General features: G+C 33.1%; 21 protein-coding genes. 20 read left to right on the forward strand and 1 reads right to left on the reverse strand.

What is annotated here, in order from left to right; translation table 11 throughout:
- Nucleotides 1-15: 15 nt before the first annotated feature.
- The 19 genes from NV381_RS32745 to metK all read left to right on the forward strand — a co-directional run bounded on the left by NV381_RS32745 (nt 16) and on the right by metK (nt 20407).
- Nucleotides 16-810: an ABC transporter permease gene (locus NV381_RS32745; RefSeq protein ID WP_258217515.1), complete on the forward strand. Its 795-nt coding sequence runs from the start codon at nt 16-18 to the stop codon at nt 808-810.
- On the forward strand, nt 811-2076 hold the full coding sequence (locus tag NV381_RS32750; RefSeq protein ID WP_258217516.1) for an ABC transporter ATP-binding protein: 1266 nt from the start codon (nt 811-813) through the stop codon (nt 2074-2076).
- Entirely contained in the window at nt 2036-3487 is a 1452-nt protein-coding gene (locus NV381_RS32755; protein ID WP_258217517.1) for a methyltransferase domain-containing protein, read from the forward strand. Before NV381_RS32750 ends, NV381_RS32755 begins: the two co-directional genes overlap by 41 nt.
- Before the next feature lie 25 nt (nt 3488-3512).
- Nucleotides 3513-4601 carry a glycosyltransferase gene (locus tag NV381_RS32760; protein ID WP_258217518.1) on the forward strand — a complete coding sequence of 363 codons (1089 nt, stop codon included), beginning with the start codon at nt 3513-3515 and terminating at the stop codon, nt 4599-4601.
- Between the two features lie 16 nt (nt 4602-4617).
- A complete protein-coding gene (locus NV381_RS32765) occupies nt 4618-5661 on the forward strand; it encodes a glycosyltransferase family 4 protein (protein WP_258217519.1) in 1044 nt (347 codons plus the stop codon).
- Entirely contained in the window at nt 5658-7007 is a 1350-nt protein-coding gene (locus tag NV381_RS32770; protein ID WP_258217520.1) for a glycosyltransferase family 4 protein, read from the forward strand. The genes NV381_RS32765 and NV381_RS32770 overlap by 4 nt, the downstream gene beginning before the upstream one ends.
- A 1-nt stretch (nt 7008) precedes the next feature.
- Nucleotides 7009-9147, forward strand: coding sequence for a hypothetical protein (locus NV381_RS32775; protein ID WP_258217521.1), 2139 nt, complete (start codon nt 7009-7011; stop codon nt 9145-9147).
- Between the two features lie 133 nt (nt 9148-9280).
- The gene (rfbA, locus tag NV381_RS32780; protein WP_258217522.1) at nt 9281-10195 is read left to right on the forward strand and encodes a glucose-1-phosphate thymidylyltransferase RfbA; all 915 of its coding nucleotides are present in this window, start codon (nt 9281-9283) and stop codon (nt 10193-10195) included.
- A 2-nt stretch (nt 10196-10197) separates the two neighbouring features.
- Nucleotides 10198-11235 (forward strand): dTDP-glucose 4,6-dehydratase, encoded by a 1038-nt coding sequence (rfbB, locus tag NV381_RS32785; protein WP_258217523.1) that lies wholly within the window; start codon nt 10198-10200, stop codon nt 11233-11235.
- A 53-nt stretch (nt 11236-11288) separates the two neighbouring features.
- Nucleotides 11289-11864 carry a hypothetical protein gene (locus NV381_RS32790; RefSeq protein ID WP_258217524.1) on the forward strand — a complete coding sequence of 192 codons (576 nt, stop codon included), beginning with the start codon at nt 11289-11291 and terminating at the stop codon, nt 11862-11864.
- A gap of 18 nt (nt 11865-11882) precedes the next feature.
- Nucleotides 11883-12578, forward strand: coding sequence for a WbqC family protein (locus NV381_RS32795; protein ID WP_258217525.1), 696 nt, complete (start codon nt 11883-11885; stop codon nt 12576-12578).
- Between the two features lie 84 nt (nt 12579-12662).
- On the forward strand, nt 12663-12977 hold the full coding sequence (locus tag NV381_RS32800; protein ID WP_258217526.1) for an EamA family transporter: 315 nt from the start codon (nt 12663-12665) through the stop codon (nt 12975-12977).
- A gap of 26 nt (nt 12978-13003) precedes the next feature.
- Nucleotides 13004-14140 (forward strand): dTDP-4-amino-4,6-dideoxygalactose transaminase, encoded by a 1137-nt coding sequence (gene rffA, locus NV381_RS32805; protein ID WP_258217527.1) that lies wholly within the window; start codon nt 13004-13006, stop codon nt 14138-14140.
- A gap of 111 nt (nt 14141-14251) precedes the next feature.
- Nucleotides 14252-15202, forward strand: coding sequence for a glycosyltransferase family 2 protein (locus tag NV381_RS32810; RefSeq protein WP_258217528.1), 951 nt, complete (start codon nt 14252-14254; stop codon nt 15200-15202).
- A complete protein-coding gene (locus tag NV381_RS32815) occupies nt 15195-16001 on the forward strand; it encodes a phytanoyl-CoA dioxygenase family protein (protein WP_258217529.1) in 807 nt (268 codons plus the stop codon). Before NV381_RS32810 ends, NV381_RS32815 begins: the two co-directional genes overlap by 8 nt.
- Nucleotides 16002-16070: 69 nt before the next feature.
- On the forward strand, nt 16071-16889 hold the full coding sequence (locus tag NV381_RS32820; RefSeq protein WP_258217530.1) for a class I SAM-dependent methyltransferase: 819 nt from the start codon (nt 16071-16073) through the stop codon (nt 16887-16889).
- A gap of 139 nt (nt 16890-17028) precedes the next feature.
- A complete protein-coding gene (locus NV381_RS32825; RefSeq protein ID WP_258217531.1) occupies nt 17029-17877 on the forward strand; it encodes a class I SAM-dependent methyltransferase in 849 nt (282 codons plus the stop codon).
- A 17-nt stretch (nt 17878-17894) separates the two neighbouring features.
- Nucleotides 17895-19154, forward strand: a complete 1260-nt coding sequence (locus NV381_RS32830; protein WP_258217532.1) for an adenosylhomocysteinase — start codon at nt 17895-17897, stop codon at nt 19152-19154.
- A gap of 23 nt (nt 19155-19177) precedes the next feature.
- Complete coding sequence (gene metK / locus NV381_RS32835) at nt 19178-20407, forward strand: methionine adenosyltransferase (protein WP_258217533.1); 1230 nt, start codon at nt 19178-19180, stop codon at nt 20405-20407.
- 27 nt (nt 20408-20434) lie between these two features.
- Here metK and NV381_RS32840 read toward each other — a convergent pair whose 3' ends face one another.
- Nucleotides 20435-21388 carry a PfkB family carbohydrate kinase gene (locus NV381_RS32840; protein WP_258217534.1) on the reverse strand — a complete coding sequence of 318 codons (954 nt, stop codon included), beginning with the start codon at nt 21386-21388 and terminating at the stop codon, nt 20435-20437.
- Nucleotides 21389-21978: 590 nt separating this feature from the next.
- On the opposite strand from NV381_RS32840, the gene NV381_RS32845 reads away from it, so the two are divergent.
- Complete coding sequence (locus NV381_RS32845; protein WP_258217535.1) at nt 21979-22653, forward strand: TerC family protein; 675 nt, start codon at nt 21979-21981, stop codon at nt 22651-22653.
- Nucleotides 22654-23147 lie beyond the last annotated feature (494 nt).

The following is a 23147-nucleotide window of genomic DNA, read 5'->3' on the forward strand; positions in this document are numbered from 1 at the left end:
TTGAAATAACTTGAGGTGGTTATAATATTAAAGGCAGTATGGCATTATAGAGGCTTTATATCAGGCCTAGTGAAAAGAGATTTCCAATCAAAATACTTAAATTCAGTTTTAGGTTCTATATGGGTTGTTCTAAATCCTATTGCTCTTATTATAGTTTATACAGTTATTTTTTCCCAAGTAATGGGTACACGAATGCCTAATTCAAATAGTATGTTATCGTATAGTATTTACTTGTGTGCAGGTTTACTACCATGGCAATTCTTTTCTGAAACTATAACACGTATGCAAAATGTATTTATTGAACAAAGTGGTATTATGAAAAAAGTAAGTTTTCCTAGAACATCACTTCCTTTGTATATTATGATTTCTTCTTTTTTGAATTTTGTTATTATATATAGCTTATTTATACTTTTCTTGATAATTACTGGGAATTTCCCAGGTTTAATAATAGTACAAGTTATTCCATTATTGTGTTTGCAACAATTATTTGCTTTAAGTATTGGTATCTTACTTGCCACTCTCAATGTTTTTTTTAGGGATATTGGTCACACTTTTGCAATAGTTCTTCAATTTTGGAGTTGGCTAACCCCATTGGTATACACGATAGGGATCATACCTAATAATTTGAAATGGATTTTTGACTGGAACATAATGATTCCCATAACTAATGGTTACCACAGTATATTTTTGGATAAAAATTGGGATGGATGGAATACATTATGGCCTATATTTATAGTAAGTATTTTTCTACTATTATTGGGATACTTTTTATTTAAAAAGCTCGATAAAGAAATGGTGGATGAATTATAAATGAATGTATTGGAAGTTCAACACATAGGTAAAAAATACAAAAGATATGCGAAAACTTACAGTAGGCTTTTCGAATGGGTAACTAGTACGACGATGCACAAAGAAAATTGGGTTCTTAGAGGAATCACTTTCCAAGTAAAAAGTGGGGAATCTGTAGGTATCCTTGGTCATAATGGTGCAGGAAAAAGCACATTACTAAAGATTTTGACAGGAACTACTCATCCTTCTGAAGGAAATATGCAAATTAAAGGTAGTATATCTGCACTACTTGAGCTTGGACTAGGGTTCCATCCAGAATTCACTGGATTACAAAATATTTACATGTTAGGACAACTAATGGGGCTCAAGAATAAAGTTATTTCAGAGTTATTACCAGACATCGTTGATTTTGCAGAAATTGGCGATTATTTAAACCAACCTTTGAGAACTTATTCAAGTGGAATGGCGGTAAGATTAGCATTTTCAACTGTTACCTCTGTGAGACCAGACATTTTAATTGTTGATGAGGCTTTGTCAGTAGGTGATGCTTATTTTCAACACAAATGTTTTGCGAGAATTCGAAAATTTAGAGAGCAAGGGACCTCATTATTATTTGTATCCCATGATCCTACAGCAGTTAAGAATCTCTGTGACCGAGCAATATTGTTAGATGGTGGTTTAATGATTAAAGAAGGCCATCCAGATGAAGTTTTGGACTACTATAACGCTGTTATTGCTAAAAGAGAAGCAGATTACGAAATTATACAAAGTGTTGGTTTGAATAATAAGTTAAACACTCGTTCTGGAAACAAAAAAATACAAATAAATGAAGTGAAATTATATTCAAAAGGTGAGAGAATAAATGCAATTCAAGTAGGAGATCAGTTAGAAATTAAGGTCATATTATCATGTAATAAGGATGTTAAAAATCCTACTGTTGGTTTTCTTATAAAAGACAGACTAGGAAATGAAGTTTATGGGACTAATACTTACTATTTAGATATGAACTTGGGTTATTGGGTTTCAAATAATGAATATGTAATAACTTTTTCCCAAAAATTAGTTCTAGGTATTGGAACCTATAGTATTACGGTTGCTGTTCATGATAGTTATCACCACTTGGACCAAAATTATGATTGGATTGAGCAAGCTGCTGTTTTTCAAATTATCCCGGGATTAGAAAAACAGTTTATTGGTATGACTTTTTTAGATTCTACAGCTAATTTTGAAAAGGGAGGACAAAATAGTGTCAAATTTGACAGTGGACAGGATTATGAACAGAATTAAAACTACACTCACAGATGCACAAAAAAAACGAACTTTGCTTCAAGAAAACAAATCAACTAATACAAATGATTTTGACCATCAACTTTCTAAATTGATACTTGAAATAGAACAATGCAACAGAAAATGGAATATTAATTCGGAATATGCTATTACTTCTCATCGTCCTATTTTAGGACGCTTTATTATATTTGGAAAGAAAGTAATCAGAAAGCTACTCAGATGGTATATTAATCCTGTAATTGAACAGCAAAAAGATTTTAATGCTAGTGTTACGAGATCCTTAAATATACTATCTACTTTAAATGCCGGTTATTCTGAAGAAATAAAAAACTTGAATAACGAAAATGAAATGAAAAATAAATTGAAAGAAGAGTTAGATTTTATTGAGAACCGAATAATTGAATTAGAATCTTTAACAAGTGTATTTGAAGAGAAAATAAAGCAATTTGTATCGAATATAAATCACCAAATAATCGAAGGTCGTGAAACATTAGACCAAAGAATTCAAGAAAATTTCCAAAAATTAAGTAATAATAATAATATCGTAACCATTGATTATATCAATAAAGTCTCTCAAGAAAATGTAAGTAAATTACAAGCTTTCCAAAATAAAATTGAACAAGTAGAAGATACAATAATGTTAATACATTCTAGAATTAGAAAGAAAAATAATCATGATATTAAAAGTAATACATTAATAGAAGATAAAAATACGAATAACATGCAAATCAGTGAAAATAAAAATATCAGTATAGATTATTTCTTGTTCGAGCAAAAATTTAGAGGAACAAGATCTGCGATTATAGAAAGGCAAAGATTTTATTTGCCATTTTTTATAGAAAAGAAAAAAATTCTAGATATCGGTTGTGGTCGAGGAGAATTTATTGAGCTACTTGGGGAGAATGGAAAAAAAGTTACAGGTATCGATTTAAATCAAGATATGGTAGATTATTGCAATGAACGTGGATTTGATGTTCATCTTGAAAATGCTTTAGATTATTTGAAAAATATTGAGAAAAACACTCTTGATGCAATTTTCATGGCACAAGTAATTGAACATTTATCTAATCAAGATTCTCTTGAACTTTTGGATAGTATTTACAGGGTTTTAGAACCTGGAGGTTTTGTTGTAATAGAGACAATAAATGTTCAAAGTGTGTTTGCAATGAACAATTGGTTTTATTTAGATCCAACTCATATCAAACCAGTACATCCTATTGCTCTTAAGTTTATTTTACAGGGTATTGGATTTAATAAAGTCGAAATTAAATATCTTAGTCCAGTTGAAAATAAGGGAATACCTCCGCTTATTATTGAAGGACATGATACAAACTCATTCAATAATTCAATGGCAGATTTAAATGGTTTAATTTATGGATTTCAAGATTATGCTATTTTCGCGTATAAGTGATTATGACAGGATGTGTCGCCAAAATATGGAGATAATTATATTACACCAGACCTTTACCGATGGAGACGCTATTGGTCACGATATCCAAGGCATGTATGATGTTTGCAATGAAAATAATATAAATGTATCAATTTTCTGTGAATATAATCAAGCTAATCAGAAATATAAAGTAATAGCTATTAACGAATTAAAAAGGAAGATAAATACTAAAAATAATATTTTAATATATCATCATAGTATATATTGGAAGCTAGGTGAATCTTTTTTAAAAGAAGCAAAATGTAAAGTTATTATTCGATATCACAATATTACACCTTCTAAATTCTTTGAAAATTATAGCGATAAATATTACAAGATCACATCTGTTGGAAGAGAACAAACAAAAAGATTGATAAAAGAACATGATTTTTATTGGCTTTCTGACTCAAATTTTAATAATTTAGAATTACTAGAACTCGGAATAAATCCGGAAAAAACTGAAATTGTTGCTCCTTTTCACAAAGTTGAATATATGGATGATATTGAGGCTGATATCAACTTATTAAATAATTTGAAAAAAAGTTCTAGGGTTCATGTACTTTTTGTAGGAAGAGTCGCAACTAACAAAGGACATTTAAATATTTGTAAAGTAGCAAAATCATACTTAGAACTTTTTGATAATAATATTACATTCTGGATTGTTGGAGGATTTGATCCAGAAATTGAAAGTTATAACAAAGAAATAAATAATTACATTACCCGATGGAATTTGCAAGAATATGTAATATTCACGAACAAAGTTTCAATTAATCAACTTAAAGCCTATTTTTTAGGCAGTAATATATTTTTGTGTTTAAGCGAACATGAGGGTTTTTGTGTTCCACTTATTGAATCTCAATACAACAACTTACCAATAGTTGCTTACAATAGTAGTGCTATTGCTGAAACTATGGGAGATGGACAGATTGTTTTCGAAAAGTTTGATGAAGATCTCATAGCAGCTGCAATTTTTGAGATAGGATCAGACAAGTCAATTGCTTCATACTTAGCTGAAAAAGGGAAATATAACTATTCTACAAGATTTAAAAACGAAATTATAAGTGAACAATTTATTAATTTTATAAAAATGTTTTAAATAGGAGGAAAACACTGTGAGAATTGCTCTGGCAAGTGTACAAGTTCCCTTTATAAAAGGTGGAGCAGAACATCATGCAGAAAACTTGCGAGCTGAATTAATTAAACGTGGTCATGAAGCTGATATTATCACAATGCCGTTTAAGTGGTATCCGGCTTCCTGTATTGTTGATAGTATACTTTTCTCTCGGATGATTGATCTAACAGAAGTGAATGGACAAGCAATCGATCGCGTAATAGGTTTAAAGTTTCCAATGTATTTTGTTAAGCACCCGAATAAAGTTATTTGGGCGTTGCACCAACACAGACAGGCTTATGAATTATGGGGTACAAAATTTGGAGATCTTGAACATATGGAAGATGGAGTTAAAGTTCGAGATATGATTATTAATGCAGATAACAAATATCTTCGTGAGAGTAAGGCAATTTTCACAAATTCTAAAACAGTTTCAGATAGAATGAGTAAATATAATGCTATTAGTTCAGAGCCGTTATACCACCCGCCATCTAATTATGAAAAATTATATTGTGAAGATTTCGGTGATTATATATTTTATCCAAGTAGATTACATGAAATCAAAAGGCAGCATTTATTAATTGAAGCAATGAGCTATACTAAGTCTAACGCTATATTATTATTAGCTGGTACTGGAGAGAAAGAATATACGAATTATCTTAACTCTTTAATTAATAAATTTAATCTTCATTCTAAAGTTAAGCTACTTGGACGTATTACAGAAGAAGAGAAAATTAGTTATTATGCTAAATGCTTGCTAGTATATAATGGGCCATACGAAGAAGACTATGGATATGTGACCTTAGAAGGTTTTTATTCGAGTAAACCATTAATAACCCATACTGATTCAGGCGGGCCACTTGAATTTGTAGAAAATGAAATAACGGGATACGTGGTAGAAGCAAATCCAGAAAGTTTAGCTGAAAAAATTGATTATCTATTTAATAATAAACATATTGCTAAATCGATGGGGATGAAAGGTAATCAACTTATGAAAGATCTTAAAATTACTTGGGATTATGTTATAGAAAGGCTCTTACAATGAAAATAGCTTATTTTAGTCCACTGAACCCCCAAAAAAGTGGAATTTCAGATTATTCTGAATACTTACTTGAAGCACTAATGGATAAAGCAGAAATAGATGTTTGGGTAGAAGGTTTCATTCCTTCTAATGAATTTATTAACACTAATTTTAAAATTTATGATTATGTTAGTAATCCTGAAATATTAGTTCAATTAAAAGAATATGATGAAATTATTTACAACATAGGAAATAACCCATACTATCATACTCATATATATAATGTGTTTCTAAAATATAATGGAATCGTTATTTTACATGAATATGTACTTTATTACTTAGTAACAGGCTATTTACTAGAATATCACAATAATCCAACTATGTATTTAGAAGAATTATTCTATAATGATGATTATAATGGTTATAATGAAGGACTAAAAATTCTTAGTAGTGAGATACCACCACTACAATATAAAAATCCCGAAAATTTACCCTTGAATAAACGACTAATTCATCATGCGAGAGGAATTATTGTACATTCTGAATATGCCAAATTAGAGGTTTTAAGAATAAATCCTTTTGCAAATTGTATTACTATTGGTCAGATAGGTCCTAATACAGAAAAAATAAAACTTTCAAATATGAAAAAAAACATTCTTAAAAAAAAATGGGGAATCAAAAATGAAGAGTTGATAATTGCTTCATTTGGTTATATCTCTCCAACAAAACGTATTCATCATATTATAAAAGCACTTGCTCAAATGGATAGAAAAACTGAATATAAATATCTCATGGTGGGTGAGGGCGATTACGTTAATAAACTAATAAAAAAATATAATCTTGAGGATAAAGTTATTTTAACTGGATTTACTAATAGTGAAGAATTTGATGAATTAATAGATTTATCAGATATTGTTATTAATCTTAGGTATCCTTATATGGGGGAAACATCTGCAGCTTTGATAAGAGCACTACTTCTTGGAAAAGCAACAATTGTATCGGATATTGGATGGTTCGGGGAACTGCCCAATGATATTGTTATTAAAATTCCTATTAATGAGAAAAATGAAGTCACATTGATAAAAGATGCAATTCAATTATTGGCTCGAAATAATGTGGAGAAGAATAAACTTGAAATGAATGCTATAACCTATGCGAATAATTATTTGAACCCTCATGTTATTTCAAATGATATTCTAAAATTTACAATGACAGTAATGAAGAGATATTCAGAAGAAAAAATAATATACTTTGCATGTGATAAAATATGTGAAGTATTAGACGTATTAGATGCTACTTGTTATGATAGCTATATAGACAAAATATCTAAGACTTTATATGATATATTTGTGACTTGGGAGGATAAATAGATTGAACTGGAAGAATAAATGGATATATACTGTAATATTAATTCATATAGTAATTGCATTAACATATTCAGGGACGACTTTTCTTAAAAATATGAATGATTCTATCCCAGCTTCACCAGTTGGAAATAATATATCATATATGACTCCAGGCGATCATTTTGAACAATTTTATAGATACAGTATTGTAAAAAATAATATATTAAGAATGAACTTTCCTTATTTTTCAGGATATCAGTATAATTTTGAAGATATTGGGAACTTTACCGAGGGACTAGTATTTTTTCCTTTCTCATTTATTTCTGGTATGCTTTCATTCGTTACAGGTGATATATTAGCATATAATTTAATGGCCTTATTATCTTATGTATTTGTTGGATTATCTGCTTATTATCTTGTACTCAATATCACAAAAAATAAGGGATCAGCAATTATTTCGTCCGTATTTTATTCAGCTTTACCTTTTAGAACATCTTTTCTATATGGTGAAATGGTATATGGGATAGATTTATGTTTATTACCTCTTCCCATTTTGTTTACAGAAAAAGCAATAGAATCTAATAAAAAGAGGTATTTTTTATTACTTGTAATTTCGTTATTTTTAATATCAACAGCCAATTCTCAAATGTTTTATTATTATTCATTATTAGTCTCTCCATACTTTGTATTTAGGTTTTGGAACTATTTAAACAATAAAAAACTTATAACTAAAGATAAATTAATGAATATAAGTATTATTATATTCGGAATCTGTATGATTAGTAGTTATTTGTTTTATATTTTAAAATTAATGTCTAAATCAGCATTAGAAAAAGGACAAGATTTCTCGGAACTTTTTATTTATTCTCCTGAAATTAAAAATATTTTCATACATTATAGTGGTAATGAGAAAAATTTATATATTGGTTGGACTTTATTAATATTTATAGTGTTTATTATTAGTGGAGTATGGAACAGTAAAAAATATCTAAAAGAACGTGAACTTTTATTTCTATGGTTTTTTATTCCTATTTTTTTGTTGAGTTATATTTTGACTTTTGGACCCAATTTCGACAAATATACTGGGCTTAATATGTATAAATGGTTTTTTGATAATATTCCTGCAGCAAATGGTACAAGAACTACAGGAAGAATCATGGCAATATCTGCATTACTGTTTACAGTAATATTAGGCATAATAATTAACTTCTCATATAATTATCTATCGAGAACAAAGGTAGGTAATAAATTTGTTATAAAGTTATTGGTAATAATAGTGTGCTTTAGTATTATTTTAGATTTCAACTATTTAAATCCTATCATGGTTAAAGTTGAAAAAGAAAATAGTGTTTACAGGACAATCAGTGGAACAAAGAATAGAGTACTAGCTATACCATTTCAGCATGAAGCAGATCATTTCATGAACGCTTCTTATATGTACTATTCATTAATTTACGATTTGAGGATGTTTAATGGTCACAGTTCTTTGTACCCATCAAAATATCGTGAGATTGCACCAATTCTTTATCCTATTAATGAAGGTGAATTTACAAAAGAGATCTGGAGGAACGTTAAGAATCAGGGTTTTAAATACATAATAGTGCATAATACTGAGTTTGAACCACGCGTTTCACGTTTGATAACGGCAAAATTAATTAATAATAAATATCTAAATCTTGTTAAACAAGATAAAGGATATTTTTTGCTGGAAATATTAGACACTCCAAAAGAGGCAGTGGAAACATTTCAAAGTATATTCAATCAATATATAAATATAGGTTCTGAGAGTAGTGATTTTGGTAGTATTCATTACTTCAACAATTGGTATGCAAAAGAGGTTTACGCTGATCAAAGACCATTTAGATGGACTAAAAGCAATAAATCTTCGTTAGTTTATTTAGTTGATAAGAAAAAACCTATAAGTGCTATGGAGTTTGATGTCAAAGCTCCTCTAGCAGGTACAATATTGAAGTTGCGAGTCAATGAAAATCAGTACACAGAACAACCAATTGGAAATGGAGAATGGCATCATATTACAATTAAGCTAGCAGAACAAGATAAACCATATTTTTTTGTTGAATTAGAAATCAATAATACATTTAACCCTGGAAAAACTGATTCACGCGAATTAGGAATAATGGTGTCAGATATTATTGTTAAATGAGCAAAATTATAATAATGATTGTAAAAGCAAAAAACCGGCTCATTTCTCATCAATTCTCACGTTACTGAAGTCAAGAGCTCACTTCATTTTAATTAAATTAATAAACTTTATTTTTATAAGGGAGGAATATATAATGAAAGGCATTATTCTTGCAGGGGGAAGTGGTACAAGGCTCTACCCATTGACTAAAAGTATTTCAAAACAATTGTTACCTGTATACGATAAACCTATGATTTATTATCCTTTATCAGTATTAATGTTATCTGGTATTAAACACATATTAATCATCTCTACACCTGAAGATACACCAAGATTTGAGCAACTACTTGGGGATGGCGCTAATCTAGGAATAAGATTAGAGTATGCTGTACAGCAATCCCCTGATGGTTTAGCGCAGGCTTTTATTATCGCAGAAGATTTCATCGGAAAAGATAATGTAGCGCTTATTTTAGGTGATAACATATTTTATGGGCAAGGATTCACAACTATGTTAAAAAAAGTAGTTAAGAAAAAAATGGGTGCTACTGTATTTGGTTACCCTGTTAAGGATCCTGAGCGTTTTGGTGTAGTCACTTTCGATGAAAAGTTTAAAGTTCTTTCATTGGAAGAAAAGCCTCTAAACCCAAAATCGAACTATGCCGTCACTGGATTGTACTTTTATGATAATAAAGTTGTCGAATATGCAAAATCTATAAAGCCTTCTCCTAGAGGAGAGCTTGAAATAACTGATCTAAATAATATATACCTGGAAAAAGGTAATCTACAAGTGAATTTACTTGGTAGAGGATTTGCTTGGCTAGATACAGGTACCCATAAATCTCTATTAGAAGCTTCGCAATTTATCGAAACCATCGAACAAAGACAAGGGTTAAAGGTAGCATGTTTGGAGGAAATAGCTTATCGCTACGGCTACATCAATAAAGAGCAATTATTAAGCCTTGCTCAATCCTTGAATAAAAGTGATTATGGCCAATACCTCATCCAACTTGCTATGCAAAATCATTTTGAGGAAACACAATACAAATTAGAATTGGTGGCCAATGATTAATTATGACAATATTAGTTACTGGTGGTGCAGGATTTATAGGCTCAAACTTTCTACCTTATTTCATGGAAAAGTATGAGAATTACAAAATCGTTAACATTGATTCCTTAACCTATGCTGGAAATATTAGTAATTTAAAGGAGATCTCAGGAAATAATAGATACACTTTAATAAAAGGCGATATTACAAATCGAGAATTAATAAGTTTCTTATTTAGTGAATACGATATAAGAGGAGTTATTCATTTCGCAGCGGAATCCCATGTTGATAATTCTATTAAAACTCCGGAGATTTTTGTGAAAACTAATGTTTTAGGTTCTTTTACTTTAGTTGATATAGCTAAAAATTATTGGATGGATGCCCCTCATAAATATAAAGTAGGTTATGAAAATTGTAGATTTCATCATATTTCCACTGATGAAGTGTATGGGACTCTTGGAGAAACGGGATTATTTAGTGAAAAAACTCCCTATGCACCTAATAGTCCCTACAGTGCTACTAAAGCAAGTTCAGACATGATCATAAGAAGTTACTATCATACATATGGTTTAAATGTTGTTACAACGAATTGTTCGAATAACTACGGACCTAAGCAGCATGATGAAAAGTTAATTCCAACAATAATCAGAAAAGCTTTAAAATTAGAATCTATTCCTATCTATGGAGCTGGAGATAATGTTAGGGATTGGTTATATGTAATGGATCATTGTAAGGGGATTGATTTAGTTTTCCATAAGGGGACAATAGGGGAGAATTACAATATCGGTGGTAATAACGAAAGAAAAAATATTTACATTGCTTCAAAAATTTGCGAGATTCTCGATGGCGTTGCCCCAGAATATAAAGCAAATAAAATAAATAGCTATAAAGATCTTATTTGTTTCGTACAAGACAGACCTGGTCATGATAAAAGGTATGCTATTGATTCAAATAAAATCAAAGAAGAATTACATTGGGTTCCCGATGAACATTTTGAAAGTGGAATAATGAAAACTGTTCAATGGTATTTAGAGAAAAAAACTGATCAATGGCTTAACAACTAAAACACAACATTTATATAATGCAATTTTTTGAAGCTAAAATATAAGGGGACTTTATGAGTAAGATAATAATTTATGGTTCCAAAGATTTTGCTTACGTTATAAAAAGTTTGGTTGAAGACTGCGGACATGAATTCGTTGGTTTTATTGATGATTATAACGATGGTGAATTTGTTATTGGAACATACTCAGATGTCAAAACAAAATATCCTCCCCATCTTTATGATATAGTAATAGCCATTGGTTACAATAATCTTGATGCTAGATGGAAAGTTTACCAAAAAATTTTAGTTGATGGGTATAATATTGCATCATTAGTACATCCAACTGCACTAATTAGCAAAAGTTGTGAGATAGGAAATGGTGTTATAATAATGGTTGGGGCCATAATTGATACTAATTGTGTGCTAAATGACCTAGTTGTTGTCTGGCCTGGGGTAGTTATAAACCATGATTCAATTATAGGGGAAAATAATTTTCTATCACCAAACTCAACTATTTGTGGTTTCGTCTATACTGAGCAAAGTTGCTTTATTGGTGCAGGAGCTGTAATTGTAAATCATACAGTAGTCCCTCAATCAAGCTTTATTAAGGCGGGACAAGTGTACTATCAAAAGAAGCTCGTAGAATAAGAAGGGAATTAATTCTTTATGAAAAAGATTGCTATAATACAATCAAATTATATTCCCTGGAAGGGATATTTTGATATTATTAACGATTGCGATTTATTTATTTTATATGATGATGTCCAATATACTCATGGTGATTGGAGAAATAGAAACAAAATTAAAACAAACAATGGAACCAGTTGGCTTACAATCCCAGTTGGTGCTCATTTAGATAAATTAACTTGCCAAGTTCAGATTAACGATAACAAATGGCAAATAAAACACTGGAAATCATTACAAGCCAGTTATTCTAGAACTTCATATTTTAAATATTATCGAGATTTCTTAGAATATGTTTATTTAGAAAAGAATTGGTCTTATCTGTCTGAATTAAATCAATACTTAATAAAACATATATCCAAAGAATTCCTTGGTATTAAAACAGAAATACGTGACTCTAGTGAATACAATGTTCAAGGGAAGAAACTAGATAGGGTAATTGATTTGGTGAAAATAGTAGAAGGAGATATTTATATTTCGGGGCCAGCTGCTAAAGATTATATTATTACTGAGAGGTTCGAAAAAGAAGGTATAAGATTAGTCTATAAAGATTATCAGGGCTATCCAGAATATGATCAAGTAAATCCTCCTTTTGAACATTCTGTTTCAATCTTAGATTTGTTGTTTCATGTCGGACCAGATGCACCTTATTATATTTGGGGTTGGAGAGATCGTTAAGATGATTTGAAAAATTTAAGGAAGTGTTATATTTTGGGATATATTTACATATTTGGTACAATTCTTTTCGCGGTGTATGGTCAAATGATTATAAAATGGAAAGTAAATCAGTATGGGAGTCTTCCAGTAGATTTTCTTGAAAAAATTTATTTTTTAATAAAGATTGTATTCGATCCATTTATACTATCTGGTCTCTTTTCAGCTTTTATTTCTTCTTTTTTCTGGATGGCTGCAATGACAAAATTTGATATTAGTTATGCATACCCTTTTATGATTTTATCTTTTGTATTAGTTTTTATATTATCTATTTTTATTTTTAATGAGCCAGTTACAGCTTACAAGATAATTGGATTGCTGCTAATAGTTTTAGGAGTCATTGTAACAAGTAGATCAACTTAAATATAAAAGTATAAAGGAAGAAGCAAATGATACCTTTCAACATTCCGTCTGTAGTTGGAAATGAGTTTACCAATATTAGTAAATTAATAGAGAGTAAAAAGTTTTGTGGTGACGGAGAATTTACTAACAAATGCAACAAATGGATGGAAAAAGAATTTGATACTATGAAGGCATTACTGACTACATCTTGTACTCATGCATTGGAAATGGCAGCGATACTAGCTCAAATTAGTAAAGATGATGAAGTAATTATGCCATCCTATACTTTTGTATCTTCGGCAAATGCTTTCGTCTTAAGAGGCGCTAAAATTAAATTTGTTGATATACGACCGGATACGATGAATATTAACGAACGTCTTATAGAGGAAGCCATAACCCCACGAACAAAGGCTATAGTTCCAGTACATTATGCAGGGGTTTCTTGCGAAATGGATATGATTATGGAAGTAGCAAAAAGAAATAATCTTATTATAATAGAGGATGCTGCTCAGGGAGTCATGAGTACCTATAAAGGGAAAGCTCTTGGTACAATTGGACATTTAGGATGTTATAGTTTTCATGAGACTAAAAATTATCATTGTGGTGAAGGAGGGGCTTTGCTTGTCAATGAGCTTGAGTATATTGAAAGATCGGAAATTATAAGAGAGAAAGGTACAGATAGATCTAAATTTTTAAGAGGTCAAGTGGACAAATATACTTGGGTTGATGTTGGATCTTCCTATTTGCCTAGTGAACTAAATGCGGCTTATTTATATGCTCAATTCGAGAAGGCGAATGAAGTAAATCAAAATAGACTTAAATCTTGGAGACAATATTATGAAATTTTAACTCCCTTAAGTAGAGAGGGATTTATTAATTTGCCGTTTATTCCAGAACACTGTGAACATAATGCTCATATGTTCTATATAAAAACAAAAAATATACATGAAAGAACGAATTTGATAGATTATTTAAGAAAAAACAATGTTATTGCCACCTTCCACTATGTACCATTGCATTCTTCAATAGCTGGAAATGAGTATGGTGTGTTTCAGGGAAATGATGAATTTACAACCAAAGAAAGTGAAAGATTATTAAGATTACCTTTTTTTTATGATTTACATAGCGACCAAATAGAGCTAATTTGCAATCTAATATTTAAATATTATGGTAGGGATAGGTAAGTTCGAATAAAATTCTCTCATAAATTCAATTCAATCTATTGTAATATGATTTCTTGTTTGAAAATATGTATTGTAGTAAAGATAAATAAACACTTGGATAGGGATGTTCAAATGAAACTATCAATAGTTACTACGTTATATCGATCATCTCCTTATATTAACGAATTTTATGAGCGGATATCTGCTGTTGTGAAAAAGCTTACAGAAGAATACGAGATAATATTTGTTAATGATGGTTCACCTGATAATTCATTGGAATTATCTATAGAACTACATAAAAAAGATAATAAAGTTAAAGTGATTAATTTGTCAAAAAACTTTGGACATCATAAGGCCATTATGACAGGATTAAAATATTCCAAAGGTGATTTAGTATTTCTTATAGACAGCGACCTGGAGGAAGACCCAGAACTTTTAGAAAAATTTTGGGTGGAAATGACTAATAATTCCTCTGCTGATGTTATTTATGGTGTTCAAGAGTCACGGAGAGGAGATTTTGTGGAGAAGATTACAGGAAATCTATTCTATAAGATTTATAATTTACTCTCAAGTGAGAAGGTTGTTGAAAATTCAGCAATGTCTAGATTAATGAGGAAGTCATACGTAAAAGCCTTAGTGTCTCATCAAGAAAGAGAAATTTTTTTAATGGGTTTATGGAGCATATCGGGGTTCAATCAGTCACCAATGACTATAAAAAAATACAGTACTAGTCCATCTACTTATACACTAAATAAAAAAATAAATTTAATGGTTAACGCGCTAACTTCCTTCTCGAATAAACCATTAGAATTTATTTTCCACTTTGGAGTAATGATATCAATTGCTTCTTTAATATTTATACTTTATCTTTTAACTAGGCAACTATTTTTTGGGGTTAGTATGCAGGGTTGGACTTCTGTGATAGTCTCAATTTGGTTGGTAGGCGGTATTGTAATTTTCAGTATAGGGCTAGTAGGAATATATATATCTAAAATTTTTACTGAGGTTAAACAACGACCATATACTATAGTTAAAGACTTTTTTGATAAAGAAAATACATTGGAGGGAGAAAGTAATGATTAATTTTGAGAATATGCGCAATATTTCAGAAAATGAAATACTAGAACATAAGTATAATATGCAGATTAGAGGTTATAGCATTTTTCCTAATTTTTTGGATGATGAAACTATTGAAAGATTAAAGAATTTGCTAGTTTATGCTATTGAAAATTACAAACCTGTTGGAGCAAAAAGAAGTATGTTAGACCGGTATTTAATCCATGATCTTTTATGTCAGGATATTTTCTTCAGCAGGTTACTAGAGGACTCACGTCTACAGGATATAGTCGCAGCTATTATTAGTAATTTTTGGATTATGTATGCTTTTACCTCTTCCTCCCTCCCCCCCGAAGGGAATAATTATGGAAGTAGATTGCATGTAGATAGTCCAAGATTTATTCCTAATCATGTTTCAAATATAGGAGTAATATGGGCGCTAGATGAATTCACCATAGAAAATGGCGGAACCAAAGTTTTGCCTGGGTCGCATAATAGTCCTGAAGTACCATCCCAAGAATTTTTTGAAAAACATTGTTCACAGCTTACTTGTGAAAAAGGTGCGCTAATAGTATTTAATGCAAGATTGTGGCATCGTGCTGGTGAGAATACTACAAATAGGTGGAGACATTCACTAACAATGAACATATGTCGCCCTTATATGAAGCAAAGGATGGACTGGGTTCGAATGATTCCCCAAAATATAAGTAATCAGTTAAATGAGCAGGCTAGAAGAATAATAGGTTTTGATACGAGATTACCGACTAGTTTAGATGAATTTTTTGTTGAAGATGATTTGAGATTGTATAAACCAAATCAGGAATGATAAAGTCTATTTGTAACATAAGGCAACATTTTATTTAAATAAACAACAAAATGTAGAGGAGATAATAACATGAGTTCAGAAATAATAAAAGCTAACATCGAGGTTCATACAATCATGGCAGATCAATATAATAGCGAGCCACATTTTCGTCCAGAAAATCAGGCTAAAGTTAAGAATATATTAAAAGAATTGAGAAATAAGGGAGGGAAGAAGCATTTAGATTTAGGTTGTGGAACTGGTTTTATTATAAATCTTGCTAAAGACTTATTTGAGGAAATACATGGTGTTGATGTAACAAAAGCTATGTTGGATAAAGTAGATATCTCGAGTGGAAATATTACTTTGCATAATATCCCAGCAGAAAATTTGCCATTCAATAATGATTATTTTGATATTGTTACTGCATATTCGTTTATCCATCATGTTGAAAATTATGAAGCCATTCTTAAGGAAGCTTTTCGAGTATTAAAACCAGGAGGTATTTTTTATATTGATTTAGAACCTAATAAATTATTCTGGAAAGCAATTTCTGAAATTAATGAAGAGAAAGTAAGCGATTTATCAGATCTAGTAAAAAAGGAAATAAACTCCGTATTACATACAGACGAAATTGTTCAAAAAGAATTTGGAATTGACAAGGAGATATTTAATAAAGCTGAATATATCAAGAATATACTAGGTGGTATTGACCCGCATGAATTTAAGCAGACTAGCTTAGATATTGGCTTTAGTAAGTGTGATGTGAACTATCAATGGTACCTTGGTCAAGGTAGTATTATGCATGGGGTTTCCTTCGAAGCAGCCGAAACGATAGAGGGATATCTACAAAAAATAAATCCTCTTAGTGAGGGTCTATTTAAATATTTAAGGTTTATCTTAATAAAATAAACTTATTTTAAACCTATTATATAGATTGATATCTTATCGAATCAATCTATATAAATTTATTTTTTCATTGTGCCTGCCTCTAGTTCTTGTAAATCAAATTATTCGGTTAATCGTTAATTTAGTAAGGGGACCACCGTCAATGAGTAAACGATTAGATAGTAGTATTTTGATATGTCCAATTTGTAAGTCAAGTAGGTTGGAAATCAACAAAAATATCATTTGTATGGATTGCAACAATAAATATGAACAGCATGAAGGTAAATATTATTTTGTTAAACTAGAAGAGGGCGATATTATAGACCCACTCGACAAGATAAAACATTTTTTAAAAAGTTTTAGCGTCATTTATAACTTTCTTATTTATTTAGTTAGTCCTGTCTATACTGATAGGCATTTAATCAAATTTATTAATAAGCATATTGAAGGAAAAAATATCGTTGCACTAAATTTAGGTTCTGGTAGTTCAAATGTATCAAATAATATTTCTAATGTAGATATATTTAAGTATGAATCAGTTGATTTAACTTGTGATATTTCAATGCTACCTCTACGAGATAATTCTGTAGATATTATTCTTAACGTTGCTGTTTTGGAACATGTTCCAAATCCTGAAGCTGTTGTTAACGAAATTAATAGAGTACTGAAACCCAATGGATTAGTTTATTCTTTTTTTCCTTTTATGCAAGGATTTCATGCATCTCCATATGACTTTTCAAGAAGAACTTTTGAAGGAATGAAAGTGCTCTATAAGGATTTTGAATGTATAGAGTTAAGAAGCAGCGGGGGACCTACATCTGGTTTTTTATGGGCCTTTCAGGAATGGATTGCTATTGTATTGTCTTTTGGAATTAAACCATTGCACTCATTCATTTACATATTAATGATGGTAATAACTTTTCCAATAAAATTTTTAGATATTATATTAATTCATCATCCAATGGCAAAAAATTTATCATCAGGATTTACTTATATTGGTAAGAAGAAATAATAAGGGAGTTTTTATTTATGAGTACAGTTAACAATTCACTAATCCGAGACATCAACCTAGCACCACAAGGCAAGCTAAAACTCGACTGGGTTAAAGCGCACATGCCTCTACTCAACACAATCGAAGAACAGTTTAAGAAAGAACAACCATTCAAAGGACTAAAAGTAACGATCTGCCTTCACTTAGAAGCAAAAACCGGCTATTTGGCTCAAGTTGTACAAGCCGGTGGAGCTGAGGTCGCAGTATGCGGAAGCAATCCGCTATCAACTCAAGATGATGTTGTCGCGGCTCTTGTTGAAAGCGGAATAACAGCCTACGCTTGGTACAATGTAACGGATGAAGAATACCATATGCATATTAATAAAGCTTTGGATTTCAGACCAAATGCTATCATTGATGATGGTGGGGATCTTGTAAGCATTTTGCATAGCCAGCGTTTGGAACAAACAAAAGAGATCATTGGTGGCTGTGAAGAGACAACTACAGGGATTATCCGTCTTAAAGCTCTGGAAAATGAAGGTAAGCTTCAATTTCCAATGATGGCTGTTAATGATGCATATTGCAAATATTTATTTGATAATCGTTATGGTACCGGACAATCCGTTTGGGATGGAATAAATAGAACTACTAATTTAGTTGTCGCTGGAAAGACGGTTGTAGTAGTTGGATATGGCTGGTGCGGTAAGGGCGTGGCTATGCGTGCAAAAGGTCTTGGAGCACAGGTTATAGTCACGGAAATCGACCCTATTAAAGCGATTGAAGCCTACATGGACGGTTTTACTGTAATGCCGATGATCGAGGCGGTTAAGCATGGTGATTTCTATGTTACGGTTACTGGTAACCGTGATGTTATTGCTGACGAGCATTTTGATGTTATGAAAGACGGAGCTATCATGTGTAATGCTGGTCATTTTGATATTGAAGTGAACAAAAACGATCTTGCAGCAAGAGCTGTAAGTGTCCGTGAAGTTCGTAAGAACATAGATGAGTATGAGATGAAGGACGGTCGTAAATTGTATCTTCTGGCTGGCGGTCGTTTAGTGAACTTGGCCGCGGGAGACGGACATCCTGCAGAAGTAATGGATTTGACGTTTGCTTTGCAAGCTCTTTCTTTAAAACATGTAGTCCAAAACAGCAAGTCCATAGGTCCAAAAGTTCAACCAGTTCCAAGTGAATTAGATCGTTATGTTGCTTATCTAAGACTAGAAACACTAGGTTTAAAGATCGATAAGCTGTCTCAAAAACAAGAAGAATATTTGTCCAGCTGGGCTGAATAACTAGTATTGGAGAGATGAACTAGATGAATGAAGATAGACACTTATTTACGTCAGAGTCAGTTACTGAAGGGCATCCAGATAAAATGTGTGATCAAATTTCCGATGCGATTTTGGATGCGATCTTAGAACAGGATCCTAATGCACGTGTAGCTTGTGAGACTGCGACTTCAACTGGCTTGCTTCTGGTAACTGGTGAAATTACTACAACAGCAAAAGTGGATTACAACAAAGTAGTAAGACAAACAATTAAGGAAATTGGGTATACACGCGCTAAGTTTGGTTTTGATTCCGAGACAAGTGCTGTTATAACGGCGATTAATGAGCAATCCCCAGATATCGCTATGGGTGTTAATAATGCACTAGAAGCACGTGAAGGACAAATGAGCGAAGATGATATTGACGCGATTGGAGCAGGGGACCAAGGACTTATGTTTGGGTTTGCTTGCAATGAGACACCTGAGCTTATGCCGCTTCCTATTGCTCTGTCACATAAATTGGCTCGTCGTTTAGCTGAAATCAGAAAAAATGGCACCCTAACTTACTTGCGCCCTGATGCAAAAACTCAGGTTACTGTCGAGTATGAAGGGGAGAAGCCGGTTCGAATTGAAACGATTGTTATTTCTACTCAGCACAGTCCGGATGTGACTTTGGAACAAATTAAAGAAGATATGCATGAGCATATTATTAAATCTGTTGTGCCTCATGAATTTATTGATGAGAATACGAACTACTTCATTAATCCTACAGGCCGTTTTGTAATTGGTGGACCTCAAGGTGATGCTGGCTTAACAGGCAGAAAAATCATCGTTGACACTTATGGTGGATATGCACGTCATGGCGGAGGAGCTTTCTCGGGTAAGGACCCAACTAAAGTAGACCGTTCCGCTGCTTATGCCTCACGCTATGTAGCGAAGAATATTGTGGCCGCAGGGTTGGCTGACAAATGCGAAGTACAGCTTGCCTACGCTATCGGTGTAGCTAAACCTGTTTCAATTGCTGTGAATACTTTTGGTACTGGTACAATCAGTGATAAGCTGATGGTTAAACTTGTTAGAGAGCATTTTGATCTAAGACCGGCTGGTATTATTAAAATGCTTGACTTACGTCGGCCGATTTATCGTCAAACTGCAGCTTACGGACATTTTGGCCGTAATGATCTGAATGTTCCTTGGGAACAGACAGACAAGGCTGATCTGCTTAAAGCTGGAGCGGAGATTTTAGCTGCTTCACAGGAGGCTGCAACATCAAAATAAAAAGAGGGGCTATGGCCCCTCTTTTTATTACTTCTTCACCAACAACCCCTGAAAATACTCATCCTGCTTAAACTTCACCCGCAAATCAGGACAATTATTCTCCTGAGACTCAATAGTCCAACCAGCAACCTTCGTTCCACAAACAACAGCTTCTTTAAGCGTTAACCCTCTAACAAGTCCCATCACAGTTCCCGAGAAAAATGCATCACCAGCGCCGCTGGAATCCACTAGCTTAACAGGGAATACAGGCTGGTAGCCGGATTCTTTGCTTCTTGAATCATAGTAAATGGAGCCGTTCTCTCCTAATGTGATCACCATTGAACGCAAGCCGGAGGAATCCACGAAGGAGATCAACTCCTGAATCAATTCATTTTGGTTCAAGTTGTCGATATTTTTTCCTAAAAGGCGTCCCGCCTCGATATCATTGCAAATGAAGCACTCAAGCTGATTAAGAAGCGACATATTGGATAAAATAACATCTAAGTTCCCTGGAATGCCGAAGACCGGCTTATTTTCCTGCAAGGATAGTTCGACAACTCTTTTGGAAATTTGTTCATTGAGGTCTAGCTCCAGAACAATATGGGTGGATTGCTGAACAATCTTTTTACCTGAGTTGTCGATAATTCTCTCAAGCTCATCCAACTGCGGCATTTGCGAAATGGAACCGGCCAGGTTGCCGTTCTCATCCAATACAGCTAACCACATTCCCATGCCCTGATTAATTTTACCCAGATATTCGGTGTGAGCATTGGATTTTTTTAGACGTTGAATGATCTCATCGCCGAGTCCTGTGCTATCCACTGTCGAAACAAAAGAAGTAGCGAGGTCTAGGTTTGTCAGATTTTCAGCAACGTTGCGTCCAACGCCCCCATGAACAAATTGAATGCTGCCGAGATTGCGGCCTGTGGGTATGTATTCGTTTTTTGAAAAACCTTTGCAATCAACAAAAACAGTACCAATAACGGATACAAAAGATGACATGTACGGAATCCCCTTACTAATAGTAGTATGCTTTTATTATATTTTAATTTTAGGTTAAAAAGAAGATAATGTTTACACAAAATAATTATTCGTAACTCGCTCCTATAACCACCCGGTTATAGGATTTTTTATTGCAGCAGCTGCCAAGGACGCTAAAGTTCTCATACCGTCAGTGAGACAGCACCAAATGGAAAGGTTATGACGTTAGTAGCAAAAGACAACGGGGGATGTCGGAATGGTAGAGTTCTAATGGTAGAGAGGAGATAGCGGCAGAATTTCTACACCTAGGCGAGACTACAGTATTAGCGCCTCTAAGGCATTAAGTTTTCATCATTGATGTCACAGAAGTTTGGCGGAAACAGTAGCTTGTGAATACTTGTGAGGCATATGAAGAAACTAATAGCAAAAGTAACTACGTGATGCACACTAGCGACCATGTATGTCACCGTTCAGCGTTCAGAGGATAAGTGACGGTTGAAAAAGTCCTTTTTAATGCCCGAATCTTATGACCTTGCCTCAAAGCAGGATTCACTTCTATGCAGCAGTACCTTATGTACGGATATGATTTTGCACAAAAGGAGCGATTACTAATGGAAATATTCACATCCGAATTTTGGTCTGCTTTACTCGCAATTGTCGTCATAGACCTTGTGCTAGCGGGGGACAATGCAATTGTTATCGGATTATCTGCAAGAAATTTGCCCCGGGATCAGCAAAAGAAAGTTATTTTGTGGGGAACGGTTGGAGCTATTGTTGTACGTTCAGTGTTAACTCTGGTTGTCGTGTGGCTGCTTAAGATTCCGGGCTTGCTTCTTTTAGGGGGATTGTTGCTCATTTATATTGCCTATAAGCTGCTTGTGGAAGAAAAAAAGCATGGTGTGGAGTCCGCGGCTAGCTTGTGGGCTGCAATCAAAACGATAATTATCGCCGATACAGTGATGGGCTTGGATAATGTTTTGGCGGTTGCGGGGGCAGCTCATGGTGACTTTGTGTTGGTCGTACTGGGGCTGCTGATTAGCGTGCCTATCGTTGTGTGGGGGAGTACACTTATCCTAAAATGGGTCGAACGGTATCCGATTATTATTTTTATTGGATCGGGTGTTTTAGCATGGACTGCATCCAAAATGATTGTTGATGAACCATTCTTAAAAGGATTTTTTGATGTAAATCCAGTCTTGAAGTGGGGATTAGTGGTTGTCATCGTCGCAGGTGTATTGGTTTTAGGGAAAGTAAAGCAGCAAAAACGTACGTTGGAAAAGGCATGAGGGGTTGGCGAGCGAATCCCGGGCGCGCGTTGCGTCACTGCATGTAGAGATATATGGATTAGAGAAAGTTCCAACTCGTCAAGCTAAAAAGTACAGCACGGCCATTCACTAAAAACACAACAGAGAGCGTTGAAAAATCACTGTGCCAGAGCAAAGCGAAACTGGGCCTGCCTGACTAAGGCAGCTTAACGGCACTTGTCAGTGCTCTACGCTATCAGTAATAGCAAGGGAGCCAACCGTTCCGCCAGCTTAAGACCAGAGTGCGGTGGGGAGCATCGCGGACAAAAGGGCTGAGACAGGCACAGGAGATGCATACAGCCCCCTAACTCAAATTTCAAAAAGTCTGGAATATTTATATTTCATTCGACATACATTGAAAGCGAATTCATTTATACGTATAACTTTCAAAAAACGATAAGAAAAGATTTGATTTGTACGTATAAATAAGGGGGCAGATTACTTTGGAGGTTAGCTAAATCCTAAATTGCAATGAT

Source organism: Paenibacillus radicis (ex Xue et al. 2023) (assembly GCF_024722015.1).
Taxonomy (GTDB): Bacteria; Bacillota; Bacilli; order Paenibacillales; family NBRC-103111; genus Paenibacillus_S.